The organism is Rhizobium sp. PP-CC-3G-465 (assembly GCF_004343445.1).
GTDB classification, from domain to species: Bacteria; Pseudomonadota; Alphaproteobacteria; order Rhizobiales; family Rhizobiaceae; genus Ferranicluibacter; species Ferranicluibacter rubi.
This window is the reverse complement of record NZ_SLYH01000001.1, coordinates 1,875,566-1,894,749: the sequence shown is the minus strand read 5'-3', so window position 1 is coordinate 1,894,749 and position 19,184 is coordinate 1,875,566. Positions and strand designations below refer to the sequence as shown.

The following is a 19,184-nucleotide window of genomic DNA, read 5'->3' as shown; positions in this document are numbered from 1 at the left end:
ATCGAAAACGCTGGTGGGAAGCCAATGTTCCGGGAAGGGATGGCGGCCTCGTCCCATCAGCAGGTTGTCGGCAACGCACGGGAGTTCGGGATAGAAATGCACGCCACTTAGAGCCGCATGGCATCAGATCGCCGTTGACGCCGAACAGGGTTGGCGCGACGAAAAAACTAGAAAAAATGGAATTTAACAAGATTTGGCTGGGGAACCTGGATTCGAACCAGGACTAACGGAGTCAGAGTCCGTGGGTCTACCGTTAACCTATTCCCCAACGCGCGGGCTGTGCCCGTCGGTGTGCCGGGCTTATAGACAAAAGGAGGCGGGATGCAAAGGGGGTTTTTGAAAAACTTTGCGGGATGGTCGAATGGGGTGGTTTTTCGATCGGGACCGGACGGCGCTTGGGTGGAACATGCGGGTTTTGTAGGGTGGATTGTCGTTTGGGAAAAAGCAGTTGGCGAAAGGCGGGCGCGCTGGTAGAGTCGGGGCAACGAAAATCGAGAGAGCGTCTTGAGCGACCTGTAAGGCTTCGCGCGACGCGGTGGTAAGATCAGTGAAAGACCCCGAGCACGGCGATACGCCGTATGAGAGCGGGGCGTCGGCAGCGGCCGGAAACCAGGGGCAATCCATCCCCGGGTCCGGCAAAGCCAAGCGCAGGCGTCGTAAGGCGGCGCGCAAGGGCTCCGCACATGCCAGCTCCCCACATAACCAAGGCCCCTCCGTATCCGGAGCAGGCCATTCCGGGCAGACCGTTCTGGACGGCGAACCCGTGCGCAAACGCAAGCGGCGGCGGCGGACGAAGTCCGCTTCTCCAGGCTCTGCGCAGGGGCGTGGCGCTTTGCATGGCGATGGTGCGGTTCACGGCGCCGACATCAAGGCGTCCGGTTCGGACGCGCATGTTCGCGGCCCTCAAACACAGGATGGCCCGGCACGCGATGGAGATGCGCATCGCAGCGTCGCCTTCGAGGGTTCGCGTCACGCTTCCGGTCGCCGGTCGGGCGAGCGGCGGGACGAAGTGGGCGGCCATGGTCATGTGGTTGGCGGCGTGAGTGCTACAGCACAGGATGCAGGTGGTGCGGCCGGTGCTTCGCGCAGCCATCCCGATGGCGGATCGGCGGCACAGGGCGCGCCCACTGGCAACGGTTCGAAGCCCGGGCAGGGACGCGGGGCAGAACCGGCCGGCAAAGGCCACCGCAATCACAAGCATCGTCATCGCCGTAATGCCCAGGCGCGTCCGCTGCAGGGCACGGATGTCGTAAGGTCCGGGCGCGACCGCGTCGGCGCGCCCAGTAGCGACGGTCGCGCGTCGGCGGGGCAGAGGCAGGGCCGCAATCCGGGCGTCCAGGGCGGTGCCGGGACGGCGGCGCATTCGGATTCCGGTTCGCAGGCTGGCGCGTCCGGTCGCCCGGTGTCGCAGCAAAGCGGCCATTCCGGGCATCAGCGTTTCGAACAGGGCACCAATCAGGGCGGAGCCCGTGGTGGCCCGCACACGGGCGCCCCGATCAACAAGACATCCGGTCATGCGGGCCACGGGCGCGGCGCCCATGGTGCAGGGCAGGGCGGGCATCATGGATCGGCTGCGGAGGGCGGGTACTTCGCGCGGCCCGGCTCTAACGCCGGAAACCGTGCCGCAGCCTCCAACGGGCGCATGGATACGTTCGAGAGCGATGATTCCGGACCGCCGCCGCTGTATGCGGCGCTCGATCTCGGCACCAACAATTGTCGCCTGCTGATCGCGCAGCCGACGCGACCGGGGCAGTTCCGCGTCGTGGATGGCTTCTCCCGGATCGTTCGGCTCGGCGAGGGCCTTGCGGCCAGCGGACGCCTGTCCGAGGATGCCATGAACCGCTCGGTCGAGGCGCTGAAGATCTGCGCGGCGAAGCTTGGGCACCGCAACATCCGGCGTGCCCGGCTGATCGCGACCGAAGCCGCCCGTGCTGCCGAAAACGGCGTGATCTTCATGGAGCGCGTGTCTGCGGAAACCGGGCTCGAGCTCGAGATCATCGACCGGGAAACCGAGGCGCGGCTCGCCGTGTCCGGCTGCGCATCGCTGGTCGGGCGCGAGGCGCGCTCCGTGGTGCTGTTCGATATCGGCGGCGGCTCGTCGGAAATCGCCGTGCTGCACATCGGCGACAACAGGTCGAGCCGGCTTGCCAATCACATCACCCACTGGACCTCGCTGCCGGTCGGCGTGGTCACGCTGTCGGAGCGCCACGGCGGACGCGACGTCACGCCGGAAAGCTTCGAGGGCATGATCCGCGAAGTCTCCGGCATGCTCGATCGCTTCGACTGCCCGGAGATCGAGGCCGTCCGCGCGGCGGATGATTTTCACCTCATCGGCACGTCCGGCACGGTCACCACGCTCGCCGGCGTCCATCTCGACCTGCCGCGCTACGACCGCCGCCGGGTGGATGGGCTCTGGCTGTCGGACGACGAGGTCTCCGCCATGCAGGCGCGTCTGCTCTCCTGGGATTTCGCGGCGCGCGCCGCCAATCCCTGTATCGGGCCGGATCGGGCGGATCTCGTTCTGGCCGGCTGTGCCATTCTGGAAGCCATTCGCCGGCGCTGGCCGTCGACCCGCATGCGGGTTGCCGATCGCGGGCTGCGCGAGGGCCTTTTGACGGATATGATGGCCGATGATGGCGTCTGGCGCCGCGGTCGAGGCCGCCGCCTGTCGCGTCCCGGCCCACAAACTGGCTCCGAGGAGGGCCGAAGCTCATGACCAAGCCCCCCATCGGCGGCAATCGGACCGGACGCAAACTCGGGCAGAGGGTGAAGAAGGGCAAGCTGAAGGCGTCGTCGCGGCGCTGGATCGAGCGCCACATCAACGACCCCTATGTGCAGCGCGCCCAGTTGGAAGGCTATCGCGCCCGCGCGGCCTTCAAGCTCTTGGAGATCGACGAGAAGCACAAGATCCTGACCGGCGCCAAGCGCATCATCGATCTGGGCACGGCCCCCGGCAGCTGGTCGCAGATCGCCGCCAAGGTCACGAGCTCTACGGATACGGACCCGCGCGTGGTGGCGATCGATTTTCTCGACGTCGATCCGCTGCCCGGCGTCATCATCCTGAAGCTCGATTTCCTCGATCCCTCCGCGCCCGACGCCATTATGGATGCGCTGGGCGGCACGCCGGATCTCGTGCTCTCCGACATGGCGGCCCCCACCACGGGCCACCGCCAGACCGATCATATCCGCACCATGCACCTCTGCGAGGTTGCAGCCCACTTCGCCATCGATGTGCTCGGCCCCGGCGGGCACTTTCTCGCCAAGACCTTCCAGGGCGGCACGGAGCGCGAGCTTCTCAACCTGCTGAAGCAGAATTTCCGCCAGGTCCTGCACATCAAGCCGGCATCGTCCCGCGCCGAATCGGTCGAGATGTTCCTACTGGCAAAGGACTTCAAGGGCCGGCGCGAGGGCATCTCGGATCACGACGATCTTCGGGCGGAAGGTCAGACCTTTCGGGACGAGCGCGAGGATGTGACGGAACACGACGACGAGGGCTGAGCGGATGCTGTTCTACGTCACCGTCGGTTCGAACGATCCGGTCCGCGCAGGCACGTTCTACGATGCTGCGCTGGCCCCTCTCGGACTGGTCCGCCGGCAGGAAAGCGGCGCCGATATCGGCTATGCGCATCCCGATGACAGCCGGTGCCGCCTCTGGGTCGTCGCGCCCTATGCCGGGCGACCGGCAAGCTTCGGCAATGGCGTGACGATCGCACTGGAAGCAGCCGGCCGTGCGGCGGTGGATTCGTTTCATGCGGAAGGCCTTCGGATGGGCGGCACATGCGAAGGCGCGCCGGGCCTTCGGCCGTTTCATGCCTCGTTTTACGCCGCCTTCCTGCGCGATCCCGATGGCAACAAGATCGCTGCGGTTTGCGAACGCGCAGAGTAGTTACTTCCCCCCAAGCGACTCCAGCTGTGCCTCACCCTTCTCCCGCGCTGCGGCGCCGTGGCCGGACACTTCGGCGCCGGCGGTTTTCGCCATGCCGATGAAGGGGATGACGGAGGTGAGGGTGATGGCGGAGATCAGCATGAAGGCGAGCTGGAAATCGCCGAGTTCCAGCTGCGTGCCGGTCCAACGGTTTTCCACTTCCAGAATAGCACCGGCCACGGCGACGCCGAGCGCCAGGCTCATCTGTTGCAGCACGGCGCTCATGGCGGTCGCCTTGCTGGCCATGGCGTCGGGAATGTCGGCGAAGGAAAGCGCGTTGATGCTGGTGAAGAAGAACGAGCGGGCAAAGCCGGCGATCAGCAGCACGAGGCACATGACGATATAGGGCGTGGCCGGCGTGAAGAGGCCGTTGACGAAGGTCAGGACGGTGCCGATCAGCGCCGCGATGATCAGCGTCGTGCGAAAGCCGGCGAAAACGAGCACGCGCTTGGCGAAGAACTTCGTCGTCAGCGCGCCGATGGCGCCGACGAAGGTGATCATGCCCGACTGGAACGGCGACAGGCCGAAGCCCACCTGCAGCATCAGCGGCATGAGGAAGGGAATGGCACCGATGGAAATGCGGAAGAGCGTGCCGCCGATGGCCGCGGCGCGAAAGGCGCTGTCCTTGAAAAGGTTAAGATCGAGCAGCGGTGCCGGGTGGTGCCGGGCGTGGCGAACGTAGAGAAAGCCGCAGAGAATGCCGATGCCCGCCGCAATCGCGCCGACGCTCGGCGGCAGGGCCGGCAGGCTCATCACCGATAGGCCGAACATGGTGCCGGAGGCGGCGATGGCGCTGAGGAAGAAGCCGGTGACGTCGATCGGTGGCGGGCGGTCGCTGACGACCTCGGGAAGGTAGATGCCCGACAGGATATAGCCGAGAATGCCGACCGGCACGTTGATGATGAAGATCCAGTGCCAGGAGAAGTAGGTGGTGATGAAGCCGCCGAGCGGCGGGCCGGCCAGCGGCCCCGTCAGTGCGGGAATGCTGAGCAGCGCCATCGCGCTCACCAGTTCGCTGCGCTGCGTGCTGCGCACCAGCACCAGCCGCGCCACGGGCGTCATCATCGCGCCGCCCATGCCCTGCAGGAAGCGCGCGCCGACGAAGGAGACGAGATCGCCGGAGATGGCGCAGAGAATGGAGCCGACGATGAACACGAGGATGGCCGAGCGGAAGATGCGCTTGGCGCCGAACCTGTCGGCCATCCAGCCGCTTAAGGGAATGAAGATCGCAAGCGACACCATGTAGGAGGTCAGCGCCAGCTTGAGCGTGATCGGACCGACGCCAAGGTCGCGGGCGATGGCGGGCAGGGAGGTCGCGATGACCGTGGAGTCCATCTGCTCCATGAAAAGAGCGACGGCGAGGATCAGCGGAACGATGCGGTTCATGCGAAGGCAAGCCTTTTCGACGGCCTCTTGGGCGCCCGGCGGAGAATACCGGGAATGGCCGCTACGGTAGGGGAGCAGATGCCGGTGCGCGGGGGCGTGCGGTCTTGCGAGGTTGTATGGCGAGGGAGATAGAAACGGAAACACGAAAGTCCCGTGTCCCGTCTCACGCAATAGTCAACTTCCTGTGAAGGCGTAACGCGCGTTCTGTCAAGGCGTGCGTCTTGCGCTACCTTGGGCGCTTCTGCCGGCGGATCACGCACGATGCGGGACGGCTCATGGCTGCGCTTCATGGTCGGATACGGACGACCACCCTCTGCTACCGACCTTGATGTTCAAAGACAAAGGAAACGATCGATGCACGGATTTTCCCTCGGCCGACGCGCCCTCTTTGCTGCAACCGCCATCGGCGCGCTGGCCGCGCCCCTCATCATGAAGCGCGCTGCCTTTGCGCAGGATGCGGCCGGAAAGGGTGCGAAGGAAACGCCGAAGGCCACGACGGGCGGCAAGAGCTCGAGCTTCAGGCTCGGCGATTTCACCATCACCGTCGTTAGCGACGGTCTGCGGCTCGCCGACAAGCCGAGCGAGACCTTCGGCATCGACCAGCCGCCGGAGGCTGTCGCCGCACTTCTGGAAAAGAACTTTCTGCCGACCGATCGCTTTGCCAACGGCTTTTCGCCTGTGGTCGTGGAGACCGGGTCGGAGGTCGTGCTGTTCGACACCGGCAATGGCGAGGCAGGACGCGCCGCCGGCACCGGCCTGCTGCTGGAGGGCCTGCGGACGGTTGGCTATCCGCCGGAAAGCATCACGCTCGTGGTTCTCACCCACATGCATGGCGATCATATCAACGGCCTCATGGATGGCGGCAAGCCGGCCTTTCCCAATGCGCGCTATGTGATGGGCGAAACGGAACTCGCCTTCTGGAAGGATCCGGCCCGCGTGGGTTCGCCCGCCGAGGGCGGGCACAAGGCGGTGCTGAAGAATGTCGTGCCGCTGGTGGAAAAGGCGACGCTGATCGGCGATGGTGCCGACGTCGCATCGGGAATAACCGCCATGGCTGCTTTCGGTCACTCGCCCGGCCACATGGTCTTCCGCGTCTCCTCGCAGGGCAAGGATCTCATGCTGACGGCCGATACGGCCAATCACTATGTCCTCTCGCTCCAGCAGCCGGATTGGCAGGTGAAGTTCGACATGGACAAGGAAAAGGCCGCAGCGTCACGCCGCAAGGTGTTCGACATGGTGGCCTCCGAGCGGCTGCCCTTCATCGGCTACCACATGCCGTTCCCGGCCGTTGGCTATGCCGAAAAGCTGGACGCCGGCTACCGCTTCGTGCCGGCGTCGTATCAGCTGTATCTCTGACGGTTGATGGCCTGCGTCCTTGGACGCGGGCAGCCCGTCAGGCGGCGTACATTTCGTCGCGCAGCGAGCGCAGCATGCCGGTCATGCGGTCGCGAATATCGTCTTCCAGGAAGATCACGCCAGCGGCTTCGAAGTCGCTGTGCAGCCGGTCGATGACGCCGTTCGGGTTCTCCACGCCGGCATCCACGATCCCGCGGGCATAGGCTTCGGCATCCGGTGTGTCGATCATGACGGCGGCCCACAGGCCGATCAGCGCGTTACGGCGCGCTTCGGCGCGAAAGGTCAGTTCTTCTTCACGTACAAAACGTGTTTCCTGAGCGTGGGCTCGCTTGCGCAGTGCGGTCATCTTGTCGGTCCCTGTTTTTCTCTGTTTCGCCGGTCGCCCTTCTTCCGAGGCGCCGTGAGGAGAGGTCTACCGGACGCAGCTTAATTCCGATCCAAAAGGCACGGCTAATAGAATCTGAAAATGCTTCTCCACCGGTCTTGCGGGACCGCTCCGGGCTCGCCGGGCTTTTTCTGTTTCCATCCCGTCACATCCGTGTTACGTGCCCTCGCCAACTTCCATGAAACACTTGCCGTCATTCCCCTCCCAGGATGACCGGCAGGCGACGCTCCCGCCGGAACCCCGTCCGTCCGGGCGCCTTTCACATTTTTAAAGGAATTGGCCCATGGCGCGCATCATCGAAACGGCTACCGGTCTGGAGGCTCTGACCTTCGACGACGTCCTCCTGCAGCCCGGTCACTCCGAGGTCATGCCGGGCCAGACCAACATCGCCACCCGCATCGCCCAGGATATCGAGCTCAACCTGCCGATCCTCTCGTCCGCCATGGATACGGTGACGGAAGGCCGTCTTGCCATCGCCATGGCCCAGGCCGGCGGCATCGGCGTCATCCACCGCAATCTCTCGCCGGTCGAGCAGGCCGAGCAGGTCCGTCAGGTCAAGAAGTTCGAGAGCGGCATGGTCGTCAACCCCGTGACGATCGGCCCGGAAGCAACGCTTGCCGACGCGCTCGGCCTGATGAAGACCTACGGCATCTCTGGCATTCCGGTCGTCGAGAATGCTGGCAAGGGCAACAAGCCCGGCCGCCTCGTCGGCATCGTCACCAATCGCGACGTCCGTTTTGCCTCCGATCCCGGTCAGCGCATCTATGAGCTGATGACGCGCGAAAACCTCATCACGGTGAAGGAAAACGTCGACCAGCAGGAAGCCAAGCGCCTGCTGCACACCCACCGCATCGAGAAGCTGCTGGTGGTGGATCCCGATGGCCGCTGTGTCGGCCTGATCACGGTCAAGGACATCGAGAAGTCGCAGCTGAACCCCAATGCTTCCAAGGATGCGCAGGGCCGCCTGCGGGCCGCAGCCGCCATTTCGGTCGGCGATGACGGGGTCGAGCGCGCCGAACGCCTGATCGATGCCGGCATCGACCTCATCGTCATCGACACGGCGCATGGCCACTCCCAGCGCGTTCTCGATGCCGTCACGCGCGTCAAGACCATGTCGAATTCGGTTCGCATCATGGCCGGCAACGTGGCGACCGCCGATGGCACCAAGGCGCTGATCGACGCCGGCGCCGACGCCGTCAAGGTCGGTATCGGCCCGGGCTCCATCTGCACCACGCGCATCGTCGCCGGCGTCGGCGTGCCGCAGCTGGCCGCTATCATGTCGGCCGTCGAGGCCGCCCGCGCAGCCGATATCCCCGTCATCGCCGATGGCGGCATCAAGTTCTCGGGCGACCTTGCCAAGGCCATCGCGGCCGGCGCTTCGGCCGTCATGATCGGCTCGCTGCTGGCCGGCACGGATGAAAGCCCGGGCGAAGTCTTCCTGCATCAGGGCCGCTCCTTCAAGGCCTATCGCGGCATGGGCTCGGTCGGCGCCATGGCGCGCGGCTCTGCGGACCGCTACTTCCAGGCGGAAGTGCGCGACACGCTGAAGCTCGTGCCGGAGGGTATCGAGGGCCAGGTGCCGTACAAGGGCCCGGTCTCCGGCGTCCTTCACCAGCTGGCCGGCGGTCTCAAGGCCTCCATGGGCTATGTCGGCGGCAAGACCCTGAAGGACTTCCAGGATCGCGCCACCTTCGTCCGCATCTCGGGTGCGGGCTTGCGCGAAAGCCATGCCCACGACGTGACGATCACCCGCGAAAGCCCCAACTATCCCGGCGCGTGATTGTTAGAGTTTGTCAGGGATAAGTGGAATCCGGTTATCCCGAAGAGACAAACGACAATAAGGGAATCCAGAGTATGGCTGGTTCAGAATGAACCTGACAGACTCTGGAATCTGCTGAACTCGGGAGGGGAGCCGCACGCAAACCGCGCGGCTCCCTTTCCTTTAGCAGGGCCTCACCTACTTCTCCCGGACATATCGAACCGATCATCAGGCGAGGAGAACAAGCCGCATGACCAACACCGCCATGATCTGGCCCGTGATCGCGCAAGTCCTGCTGGTCTACATCGTCTATGGCCTGATGGGAAAACGGCGCTTCGGCGCGGTGCGGCAGGGGACGGCGCGGGCTCGCGATTTCCTGATCCCGTCGGTCGAGCCGGAAACGAGCGCGACGGTGGCGCGCAATCTCACCAACCAGTTCGAGCTTCCCGTCCTCTTCACCCTCGTTTGCACGCTTCTCTATGTCACGGAAGGCGTGTCCATCCTGACGGTCTCCGCGGCATGGCTCTTCGTCCTCTCCCGCTATGGCCATGCCTTCGTGCACGTCACCTCCAACCGGCTGATGCTCCGCCACCGACTGTTCGTCGCCGGCTTTTTCCTCAATGCGCTGCTCTGGCTGCTGCTCGCGATCCACATCGTCTGATCGTTCGGCACATTTCCCGGACCTGCCGGCTTTACCCCGTGCGCGAAGCGATTATCGTCCAAGCTGTGGCCACGACCACCGGGCATTGAGGGAGAGCAACATGAAACTGAAAGACAAGGTTTGCATCGTCACCGGCTCTGCCAGCGGTATCGGCCGGGCCATCGCCGCGCGATACGTCGCCGAAGGCGCCCGCGTCGCCATCGCCGACCTGAAGCGGGAGGCATCCGACGCCACCGCCGCGGACCTCACCGCCTCCGGCCCCGGCGAAGCCATCGGCCTTGCCATGGACGTGACGTCGGAGGCGGCGGTCAATGCCGGCGTTGCCGCTGTGGTGGAAAAATGGGGCCGCGTCGATGTGCTCGTCTCCAATGCCGGCGTCCAGATCGTCCACAGAATCGAGGATTTCCCGTTCGAGGACTGGAAGAAGATGCTGTCCATCCACCTCGACGGCGCCTTCCTCACCACCAAGGCCTGCATGCCGCACATGAAGCGCCAGGGCGGCGGCGCGCTGATCTACATGGGCTCCGTCCACTCGCACGAAGCCTCGCCGCTGAAGTCGGCCTATGTCACCGCCAAGCACGGCCTGCTCGGTCTCGCGCGCGTGGTTGCCAAGGAAGGCGGCCCGCATGGGGTGCGCTCCAACGTCATCTGCCCCGGCTTCGTCAAGACGCCGCTGGTGGAAAAGCAGATCCCGGAACAGGCGAAGGCGCTGGGCATTTCGGAGGAAGAGGTCGTCAAGCGCGTCATGCTGGGCGGCACTGTCGATACCGAGTTCACGACCATCGAGGATGTGGCGAATGTCGCGCTGTTCCTGGCCGGCTTTGAGACCAATGCCCTGACCGGCCAGTCGCTGATGGTCAGCCACGGCTGGGGCATGCGTTAGGTTTTTCAGCTCATTCGAGCAGCTTCGCCGAGGCGTCGATGACGACCTCGGCGAGCGCCCGGTGATCGGCGGTCCGGCGCGACCGGCCACGCCAGACGAGCCCGATCTGCCGCGATGGCTGCGGCTCGGCAAAGGGCACGATGCGCATGCGGCTGCGCCCACGCTCCTCCTTCACCGCAATCTCCGGAATGAGCGTGATGCCCATGCCATGGCTCACCATCTGCAGCAGCGTCGCCATGGAGGTTGCACCGTAATTCGCCACCCGCCGCCCGGCCGAGGCACCGCAGACGGCCAGCGCCTGGTCGCGCAGGCAGTGGCCTTCCTCCAGCAGCAGCAACCGGTCGACATCCACCTGCGCCTCCGTCATCGGCGACATCAGCACGGTGCTCTCGTCGTCCGCCGTGGCGATGAGGAACCGGTCCTGAAACAGCAGCAGCGTTTCCAGCGTCTCCTCGTTCTGCGGCAGCGCCACGATGGCGCAGTCGAGCCGCCCGGCCTTTACATCATCGACGCAGCCCGACGTCAGCAACTCGCGCAGCTCGATCTCGAGCTTGGGAAACCGCTCCCGCAGCATGGGGATCAGCACCGGCACCAGATAGGGCGCGACCGTGGGGATGATGCCGAGCCGCAACCGCCCTTCGAGAATGCCGGTGACCTGCCGCGCCCGGTCGTAGAGGGCATCGACCGCCCGCAAAATCGCCTGCACCTCCGGTAGCAGAGCCTCTCCCTGCCGCGTCAGCAGCGCGCCCGCGCGGTTGCGCTCGAAGAGGGCGACGCCGAGGTCCTTCTCCATCTCGGCGATCTGCGCCGAAAGCGCCGGCTGGCTGACATTGACCATCTCGGCCGCGCGGCCGAAGTGGCGCGTGGTGGCGAGGGCATCGAAATAGCGCATTTGTCGGACGGTGAGCATGATCGGAATTTCCTATCGAACATTACAAGAAATACAATTGGAAATTATCGATCCCGGATGCGAGAAGAGGATCTGGCGTCTGATATCTGACGCATGTCGCATTTTCGGCATGTTGGACGATCAAGATGAGCTTCAGGCCCAACGGCCGGAGAGGCTCCAGAGGCCTTGCAAGCGGAATTGGGTGAGCAAGCTCGATAAGAGTCCTGCGAGCCAAACGTGCCGGAGCGCCCATGTGCCTCGGCGATGAACGAGCGGGACCGGTGTGACCGAGCCCGACATGTCCAGACAGGAGGACGAAATGACTGATCGCCCGACAATGACGACGACCGCCGGCGCGCCCGTGCCGGACAACCAGAACTCGCTGACGGCCGGCCCCAAGGGCGGCATCATGCTTCAGGATTACCAGCTGATCGAAAAGCTGGCCCACCAGAACCGCGAGCGTATTCCGGAACGCGCCGTGCACGCCAAGGGCTGGGGTGCCTATGGCACGCTGAAGATCACCGGCGACATTTCCAAATACACCAAGGCCGCCGTTTTCCAGCCGGGTGCGGAAACCCCGATGCTCGCCCGCTTCTCCACCGTTGCCGGTGAGCAGGGTGCAGCCGACGCCGAGCGCGACGTGCGCGGCTTCGCACTGAAGTTCTACACGTCCGAAGGCAACTGGGACCTCGTCGGCAACAACACGCCTGTGTTCTTCGTCCGCGACCCCTACAAGTTCCCGGACTTCATCCACACGCAGAAGCGCCACCCTAAGACCAACCTGCGTTCGGCAACGGCCATGTGGGACTTCTGGTCGCTCTCGCCGGAAAGCCTGCATCAGGTCACCATCCTGATGTCCGACCGCGGCTGTCCGACCTCGCCGTTGCACATGAACGGCTACGGTTCGCACACCTTCTCGTTCTGGAACGATGCTGGCGAACGCTACTGGGTAAAATTCCACTTCAAGACCCAGCACGGCCACAAGTTCTACACGAACGAAGAGTCCGAGCAGGTCATCGGCAAGACGCGCGAATCCTATCAGGAAGCGCTGTTCGGCTCGATCGAGGAAGGCAACTATCCGCGCTGGACCGTTCAGGTTCAGATCATGCCGGAACTGGATGCCGACAAGACCTCGTACAACCCGTTCGACCTCACCAAGGTCTGGCCGCACAGCGAATATCCGCCGATCGAAATCGGCACGATGGAGCTGAACCGCAACCCGGAAAACTACTTCGCCGAAGTCGAGAACGCCGCCTTCTCGCCGTCGAACATCGTTCCCGGCATCGCGTTCTCGCCGGACAAGATGCTGCAGGCCCGCGTGTTCTCCTATGCCGACGCACACCGTCATCGCCTCGGCACGCATTACGAGCACATCCCGGTCAACCAGCCGAAGAACCCGGTCCATCACTACCATCGCGATGGCCAGATGAACACGTTCGGCGGCATTCGCACCGGTAACCCGGATGCCTATTACGAGCCCAACTCGTTCAACGGCCCGGTCGAACAGCCCGCAGCCGTCGAACCGCCGCTGCGGATCGATGGAGACATGGCCCGCTTCAACCACCGCGACGGCAACAACGACTACGTCCAGGTGACGGCGCTGTTCAACCTGTTCGACGCCGACCAGAAGGCCCGCCTGTTCTCCAACATCGCGGCCGCGATGGGCGGCGTCCCCGGCGAGATCGTCGAGCGCCAGCTTGCCCACTTCAAACTGGTCCACCCCGACTACGAAGCCGGCGTCCGCGCCGCGCTCAACAAGGCGCACGGCTACCAGGCCGATACCATCAGCGCCGACCAGCCCGCCGCCGCCGAATAATCGGCGTCAGGAGTTTGGTATCAAGGAACCGGGAGCGGAGACGCTTCCGGTTTTTTGCTGTGGGGTGGGAAGTAGGAAGAAAGACCCTCTCTGGCCTGCCGGCCATCTCCCCCACAAGGGGGGAGAAGACTCGTGGTTGGCTGACCGCTTAACGATTGTACCTCTTTTGAGGAAAAGGGAGTTCAGCCCAGGATCTTCTCCCCCCTTGTGGGGGAGATGCCCGGCAGGGCAGAGAGGGCCTTCCTTTCTATTTTTCTATCTCAACACCTCAAACGACCTCAACCATGCTCCACCGCCGCCGCCGCACCAGCTGCCTCCGCGCTGGCCTCCGCCTCGCTCTTCACCCCATTGAAAAACGCATTCAGCGAAACCGAAGCGATGGCCGCCAGCAGGATGCCGGACTCCAGCAGCGGGTGCAGGTCATGCGGCAGGGCCTTGAAGAAGGTGGGGGCGACGATCGGGATCATGCCGAAGCCGACGGAGATGGCGACGACGAAGAGGTTGTTGGCGTTGGTGCGGAAATCGACGGTCGCGAGGATGCGGGCGCCCGTGGCGGCGATCATGCCGAACATTACGAGACCGGCGCCGCCGAGCACCACCTGCGGCACGGCTTCCACCAGCGCCGCCATCTTCGGCAGGAGGCCGAGCACGATGAGGATGCCGCCGCCCGCTATCGTCACCCAGCGGCTGCGCACGCCGGTGACGCCGACGAGCCCGACGTTCTGGGAGAACGAGGTGTAGGGAAAGGTGTTGAAGATGCCGCCGATCAGCGTGCCCAGGCCGTCGGCGCGCAGGCCGCGTGTCAGCGCTTCGCGGGTGATCTTCCGGCCGGTGATGTCGCCGAGCGCCAAGAACATGCCGAGCGATTCGATCATCACCACGATCATGACGATGCACATGGTGATCGAGGGCACGAGGTGGAACTGCGGCATGCCGAAGTGAAACGGCAGGATGACGCCGACCCAGGCGGCCTGGCCGACCTTGTCGAAATGCATCATGCCAAGCGCTCCTGCCAGCACGCAGCCGGCGACGATACCAAGGAGAACCGCGATGTTGCGGGCAAAACCCGATGTCCAGCGCAGCAGCGCGAGGATGACGAGGAGCACGAAGAAGGCAACGGCCAGTCCCGGCAGCTGCGCATAGTTCGGGTTGGGAAAGGCGCCGGGTACACCATCGACCACCTTCATCATCGTCGGCTGCCCGCCACCGGCCCAGTTGATGCCGACCCGCATCAGCGAGAGCCCGATGACGAGGATGATGGTGCCGGTGACGACGGGCGGAAACAGCGGTAGCAGCCGCGAGATGAATGGCGCGACGAGGATGCCGAAGAGGCCGGCGACGATGACCGAGCCGAAGATGCCGAGCAGCCCCACATCCGGTGCGTTCGCCATCGAGAGCATCGGCCCGAGCGAGGCGAAGGTCACGCCCATCATCACCGGCAGGCGAATGCCGACCCCGGGAAAGCCGAAGCACTGGATGAGAGTGGCGATGCCGCAGGCAAAGAGGTCCGCGCTGATGAGGAAGGCGACCTCCTCCGGCGCAAGATTGAGCGCGCGGCCGACGATCAGCGGCACGGCCACGGCGCCCGCATACATCACGAGCACATGCTGCAGCGCCAGCGGCGCAAGAAGGGTGGGGGCAAGCTTCTGGTCGACGGGATGGACTGAGGCGGTCATGGATCGCTCCGCTACGGCATCGCCCGCTCGCAAATGCTGGAACACCCCACGAGAAAGCCATGCACCGGTTTCAAGATCCGCAGCAGAATGCCCTGACGATGGACACGGCGTGCTGCAGGCAGGCTCGAATATGCGATCAGGGTTCGACTGTCCGGCTTTATCAGCGCCTCCGCCACCCTTCGGCTACGCAGATCCCGATATCCTCGAGGCTCATCGGCTGCGAACGCCGATGCACCCGAAAATGCCGTCACTCCCGTCTTCCCGATTCCATGTCTGCTAGACACCCGGTGTGCGACACATGCCGCGCATCAGGCCCCCAGAATGCTGCCGGGAACCGCTGCCAGCCCCCGTCGAAGTCAGTATGGCGCAGGTCGCGGAATGCGTCCAGAGGTTGATGTCGGGATGTGGATATCTTTGAAAGGGAGGCTTCGGGTGCCTACCAGCCGGAGAGAAGCTGGTTCTGCCGGGCCCGGGGAATGCGCGTGAGGCCTTTGAGGTCGCCGTCCAGATCGTCGCCCGTCACCTGCGGCGTGATGTTGTCGAGGCAGGCGGTGATGTGGTTGCTGATGGCGGTGGAGAGCGACGGCGAGAGGCCCGGCCGCTTCATGATGCCGATCTGCACGGGGGCGAGCGCGGGAAAGCCGTCCGCTTGGCTCAGCACCTTCATGCCGCTGCGAAGTGCGGATTCCGGCAGCACGGAAACGGCCATGCCGGCGAGGACGGCGGCTGCGACAACCGTCGAGGACCAGCTCGTGAACAGGATGTTGTATTCCTTGCCGGTCGCATCCAGCGCCGAGCAGGCGGCTTGGCGCCACTGGCAATCGCGCTTTCCCACGGCCAGCGGCACCGAGGCATTTTCCGACAGGGGATGATTGGCCGAACTCACCCAGCAGAGCGGCTCCGTGCGCACGACGTCGGACGCGCGAATACGCGGATTGTGGGTGACGAGCGCGATATCGAGCTCGCCGCGCGCGATCTTCTCGGCGAGGTCCACCGAGGGTTCGCAGACGATGAAAAGCTCGACATTCGGATGGGTCTTGGCAAAGCGAACGATGATTTCCGGCATGTAACGGTCGGCATAGTCGTCGGGCGTGCCGATGCGCAGCGTGCCCTCCAGCCGGTTGTCGTCGAAGGCGGCGACGGCCTCGTTGTTGAGGCGGATCATGCGGCGGGCATAGTTGAGCAGCTTTTCGCCCTCGGTCGTCAGCCGGTTGCCGCGCCCGTCCTTCGCAAACAGCGCCTTGCCGATCCGCTCTTCCAGCCGACGCATCTGCATCGACACGGCCGATTGCGTCTTGAACACCCGCTCGGCCGCCCGGGTAAAGCTTCCCGTGTCGGCGATGGCGACGAAAGTCTGGAGCTGGTCGAGGTCGAGAGGAGAGGCCATGGCGGTGCCTATAAGTTTGTTTGATGAATACCATTAGAAACATTCGTTGGACTGATCAATATCGATTTGCGACTGTCGGGCTGCAAACAACGTCTTCTTAACCCCCGCAGCGCCAATGCTTCGGTCAACCTCCATCCAACCTGTGTCCGCTCAAGGACGTGGGATGTCCGACCCGTGCCTTTTCAGGAGCAAAGCCAATGCGCACGCCAGATACCGCCCTTGATCTCACCCTCGCCGGCAAGCCGGCCGTGCTGCGCCTGTCCGCACTGACGCAGGGTCTCGTGACGGTTTGGCGCCTCCTGAAGAACCACCGCGCTGCAGGCCATCTGCACGACCTCGACGACCGGCAGCTCGCCGATATCGGCCTTAGCCGGAACGATGTGCGCGACGCCACCATGTCGGCCTTCTTCGAGGATCCGAGCCGGCATCTGACCACGGCCGCCCGCGAGCGCGCCAACCGCTATTACCGGGATGCCCGCTCCCGCTGACACCCGACGCCGCCGCCGTGAGCCCGCCCCGATCGAAGGCCGGTGAAGGCGAGGCAAGCCTCTTTGGTGTCGCGTGCTCTCCCCGGGCATGCGGCGCCCGGATGGTGCGGCCGCTCGCATCATCCGCGTTCCCCGCAGGGTTATAGCCAACGACCCTGCCGCTTGCCCGGCGCTCCGATCCGTTCGGCGCCGGGCTTTTTTATGCGCGAATGCCGGGGTCTCAGCTTTTGGGCTGGAACGGCTTGAAAAGCCCGTCGATCGCCTTCTGATATTCCTTCTGCGCCTCGATGCCGCTGTCGAACATGGTGTTGAACATATCGACGACAGGGGCCTTCGGCGCCGGCGGGGCCTCGGCCGGCTTTGCCTGGCCTTGACCTTGGCCGGGAGCTTGGGGCGAGGCCATGCTCATCATGTCCTGAAAGGCCTTCATGAACGGGTTGCCGGCAAACATGTCCGGTGCGGCCTGCGGCTTTTCCGGCGACTTCGGCGGGGTGAAGAAGGCCTGCATCGCCTGTGTGAAAGGGTTGTCGAAGGGGTTCGGCATGGCCGGGGGCTCCTTCTTGCGGGCAAGGCCGATCGTCTCCAGCCAGGTCTGCATCGCCGGGCCGAACGGGTTGTCGCCGAAGGAGGGCGGCGCGCTCATCTGCCCGGTCGCCTGCTTGAACAGCCCGCCCATGATGGCGCTCGCCACCACCGGCAGCATCTGCCGGTAGATGTCCTGCCCGATCCCGGTCAGCTGCGCGGCTTGTGCCGCCACGGCGCCCGACATGTCCTTCGAGCCGAAGATCTGCCCGAGCGCTGCCTGCCCGTCGGCCAGCCCCTGCGGGGTGAAGGCCTTGGTCATGTCCTCGAAATATTTGGCATAGCCGCCGCTGCTCATCGACGCGAGAAACGTGCCGAAGTCATAGGGGTTGGCAGCGTTGGTCTTCAGCCCGGCGGAAAAGGCGGGCATCAGCGCGGCCGTCGCCTTGGCCATCTGCTCCTGCGCCAGCCCGAACTGCTGCGCCATGACATCCATGGCACGCCCGTTCTGTGCCTGCATCATCATGTCGAATAGGGGGATCATCGTCTCATCCTTGTTGCAGGCAGCGCTCTCTGCTGCACTATAACGGGAAAAAGACGATAGGAAATTGCTTTCTAACCCAGGCCGCCGGATACCGCGCCGCTCAGTAGGCGTAATCCTTGAACACCGGTTCGACCGAGCCGTTCCAGCGACCCTTGTAGAGCGACAGCATTTCCTGCGCGAGCGTGGTGCCGCGGGCGACGACCTCGTCGAGCGGCGCGAGGAAATGGGTTTCGTCCACGCCTTCGCCGTTCAGCCGGTTGCGCGCCTTCAGGCCGGCGCGCGAGACCGAGAGCACGTCGCGGGCGATGTCGCCGAGCTTGCGGCCCCGCACCGTTGCATCCAGCCCTTGCGCGGGCACGGCATCGCGCAGTGCGATGACGTCCTCATAGGTCCAGTCCTTCACCAGTTCGGCGGCGCTCGCAAGAGCGGCATCGTCGTAGAGCAGGCCGACCCAGAAGGCGGGCAGGGCACAGATGCGCCGCCACGGGCCGCCATCCGCGCCCCGCATTTCGAGGAACCGCTTCAGCCGTACATCGGGAAACAGCGTCGAGAGATGGTTGGTCCAGTCGCCCATATTGGGCTCCCAGTCGGCAAGCTCGCCCTTCAGCGCGCCGGCCATGAACTGGCGGAAGGTCACATGGGTACAGTCGTGGTAGCGCCCGTCGCGCACCACGAAATACATCGGCGCATCCAGCGCCCACTCGACATATTCCTCGAAGCGGAAATGACCGGTCAGCGCTGCGGGCAGCACACCGGCGCGCTGGTTGTCGGTATCCCGCCAGATCTCGCCGCGCCAAGATTGCAGCCCGTTCGGCTTGCCCTCGGTGAAGGGCGAGCTGGCAAACAGTGCGGTCGCCAGTGGCTGCAGCTTCAGCGACACCTGCATCTTCGCCGCCATGTCGGCTTCGGACGAGAAATCGAGGTTCACCTGGATCGTGCAGGTCCGGTACATCATGTCGAGACCTTGGGTGCCGACCTTCGGCATGTAGCGGGTCATGATGTCGTAGCGCGACTTCGGCATGCGCGGGGTGTCCGCCAGCGTCCATGTCGGGCTGCCGCCGATGCCGAGAAAGCGGATGCCGAGCGGCTCGGCGATATCGCGCAACACCGCCAGATGCGTGTTGGATTCCTTGCAGGTCTCGTGCAGCGTCTCGACCGGCGCGCCGGAAAGCTCGAACTGCCCACCCGGCTCCAGCGAGATCGCGCCACGGCCTGTCGGCTCCACGAGGCCTATCAGATGCCCGGCATCGATGATCGGCTCCCAGCCGGTCTTCTGCTGCATGCCTTCCAGAAGCGCGAGGATCCCGGCATCGCCGGCATAGGGCACGGGGCTGTTGTCGGCGGTGTAGAACACGAATTTTTCGTGCTCGGTGCCGATGCGGAAGGCCTCTTTCGGCTTGTTGCCGTCCGCCAGATATTCGGTCAACTCGGAAACGGAGGTCACCGGTGTCTGGTCGGTCGTATCGCGGGCCATGGGTATCGTCTCGGTAACGGAGAAACCCGGCCG

General features: G+C 64.6%; 16 protein-coding genes and 1 tRNA gene. 9 read left to right on the top strand and 8 right to left on the bottom strand.

Annotated elements, in window-relative coordinates:
• Positions 1 to 194: 194 nt before the first annotated feature.
• Positions 195 to 268: transfer RNA gene (locus C8J33_RS08935), tRNA-Gln, on the bottom strand.
• 963 nt (positions 269 to 1,231) lie between these two features.
• On the opposite strand from C8J33_RS08935, the gene C8J33_RS08930 reads away from it, so the two are divergent.
• Genes C8J33_RS08930 through C8J33_RS08920 form a run of 3 tightly spaced genes read left to right on the top strand, consistent with a single transcriptional unit; the run spans position 1,232 to position 3,886 of the window.
• A complete protein-coding gene (locus C8J33_RS08930) occupies positions 1,232 to 2,716 on the top strand; it encodes a Ppx/GppA phosphatase family protein (RefSeq protein ID WP_132664511.1) in 1,485 nt (494 codons plus the stop codon).
• Entirely contained in the window at positions 2,713 to 3,498 is a 786-nt protein-coding gene (locus tag C8J33_RS08925) for an RlmE family RNA methyltransferase (protein WP_110726859.1), read from the top strand. Before C8J33_RS08930 ends, C8J33_RS08925 begins: the two co-directional genes overlap by 4 nt.
• A 4-nt stretch (positions 3,499 to 3,502) precedes the next feature.
• A complete protein-coding gene (locus C8J33_RS08920) occupies positions 3,503 to 3,886 on the top strand; it encodes a VOC family protein (RefSeq protein WP_132663775.1) in 384 nt (127 codons plus the stop codon).
• Here the strand turns inward: C8J33_RS08920 and C8J33_RS08915 are convergent, their stop codons facing one another.
• Positions 3,887 to 5,311 carry an MFS transporter gene (locus C8J33_RS08915; RefSeq protein ID WP_110726857.1) on the bottom strand — a complete coding sequence of 475 codons (1,425 nt, stop codon included), beginning with the start codon at positions 5,309 to 5,311 and terminating at the stop codon, positions 3,887 to 3,889. It lies immediately after the preceding gene.
• Between the two features lie 354 nt (positions 5,312 to 5,665).
• On the opposite strand from C8J33_RS08915, the gene C8J33_RS08910 reads away from it, so the two are divergent.
• Entirely contained in the window at positions 5,666 to 6,667 is a 1,002-nt protein-coding gene (locus C8J33_RS08910; RefSeq protein WP_132663773.1) for an MBL fold metallo-hydrolase, read from the top strand.
• Between the two features lie 37 nt (positions 6,668 to 6,704).
• Here the strand turns inward: C8J33_RS08910 and C8J33_RS08905 are convergent, their stop codons facing one another.
• Positions 6,705 to 7,013 carry an ATPase inhibitor subunit zeta gene (locus C8J33_RS08905; protein ID WP_110807659.1) on the bottom strand — a complete coding sequence of 103 codons (309 nt, stop codon included), beginning with the start codon at positions 7,011 to 7,013 and terminating at the stop codon, positions 6,705 to 6,707.
• A gap of 322 nt (positions 7,014 to 7,335) precedes the next feature.
• Here C8J33_RS08905 and guaB point away from each other — a divergent pair, with 322 nt between their 5' ends.
• The 3 genes from guaB to C8J33_RS08890 all read left to right on the top strand — a co-directional run bounded on the left by guaB (position 7,336) and on the right by C8J33_RS08890 (position 10,355).
• Positions 7,336 to 8,832: an IMP dehydrogenase gene (gene guaB, locus C8J33_RS08900; RefSeq protein ID WP_110799955.1), complete on the top strand. Its 1,497-nt coding sequence runs from the start codon at positions 7,336 to 7,338 to the stop codon at positions 8,830 to 8,832.
• Between the two features lie 229 nt (positions 8,833 to 9,061).
• Positions 9,062 to 9,472, top strand: coding sequence for an MAPEG family protein (locus C8J33_RS08895; RefSeq protein WP_132663771.1), 411 nt, complete (start codon positions 9,062 to 9,064; stop codon positions 9,470 to 9,472).
• 100 nt (positions 9,473 to 9,572) lie between these two features.
• Positions 9,573 to 10,355: a 3-hydroxybutyrate dehydrogenase gene (locus C8J33_RS08890; RefSeq protein ID WP_132663769.1), complete on the top strand. Its 783-nt coding sequence runs from the start codon at positions 9,573 to 9,575 to the stop codon at positions 10,353 to 10,355.
• Between the two features lie 10 nt (positions 10,356 to 10,365).
• Here C8J33_RS08890 and C8J33_RS08885 read toward each other — a convergent pair whose 3' ends face one another.
• A complete protein-coding gene (locus tag C8J33_RS08885; RefSeq protein WP_110726848.1) occupies positions 10,366 to 11,265 on the bottom strand; it encodes a hydrogen peroxide-inducible genes activator in 900 nt (299 codons plus the stop codon).
• A 298-nt stretch (positions 11,266 to 11,563) separates the two neighbouring features.
• Here C8J33_RS08885 and katA point away from each other — a divergent pair, with 298 nt between their 5' ends.
• Positions 11,564 to 13,060 (top strand): catalase KatA, encoded by a 1,497-nt coding sequence (gene katA / locus C8J33_RS08880; RefSeq protein WP_132663767.1) that lies wholly within the window; start codon positions 11,564 to 11,566, stop codon positions 13,058 to 13,060.
• 278 nt (positions 13,061 to 13,338) lie between these two features.
• On the opposite strand, the gene C8J33_RS08875 is transcribed toward katA, so the two are convergent.
• Both C8J33_RS08875 and C8J33_RS08870 read right to left on the bottom strand, forming a co-directional pair.
• A complete protein-coding gene (locus C8J33_RS08875; protein WP_132663765.1) occupies positions 13,339 to 14,736 on the bottom strand; it encodes a nucleobase:cation symporter-2 family protein in 1,398 nt (465 codons plus the stop codon).
• Positions 14,737 to 15,172: 436 nt separating this feature from the next.
• Positions 15,173 to 16,123, bottom strand: a complete 951-nt coding sequence (locus tag C8J33_RS08870; protein ID WP_110799951.1) for a LysR substrate-binding domain-containing protein — start codon at positions 16,121 to 16,123, stop codon at positions 15,173 to 15,175.
• 197 nt (positions 16,124 to 16,320) lie between these two features.
• Here C8J33_RS08870 and C8J33_RS08865 point away from each other — a divergent pair, with 197 nt between their 5' ends.
• Entirely contained in the window at positions 16,321 to 16,611 is a 291-nt protein-coding gene (locus C8J33_RS08865) for a DUF1127 domain-containing protein (protein WP_110799950.1), read from the top strand.
• A 220-nt stretch (positions 16,612 to 16,831) separates the two neighbouring features.
• On the opposite strand, the gene C8J33_RS08860 is transcribed toward C8J33_RS08865, so the two are convergent.
• On the bottom strand, positions 16,832 to 17,677 hold the full coding sequence (locus C8J33_RS08860) for a DUF937 domain-containing protein (protein ID WP_132663763.1): 846 nt from the start codon (positions 17,675 to 17,677) through the stop codon (positions 16,832 to 16,834).
• Positions 17,678 to 17,777: 100 nt separating this feature from the next.
• The gene (locus tag C8J33_RS08855) at positions 17,778 to 19,151 is read right to left on the bottom strand and encodes a glutamate--cysteine ligase (RefSeq protein WP_132663761.1); all 1,374 of its coding nucleotides are present in this window, start codon (positions 19,149 to 19,151) and stop codon (positions 17,778 to 17,780) included.
• Between the last annotated feature and the right edge of the window lie 33 nt (positions 19,152 to 19,184).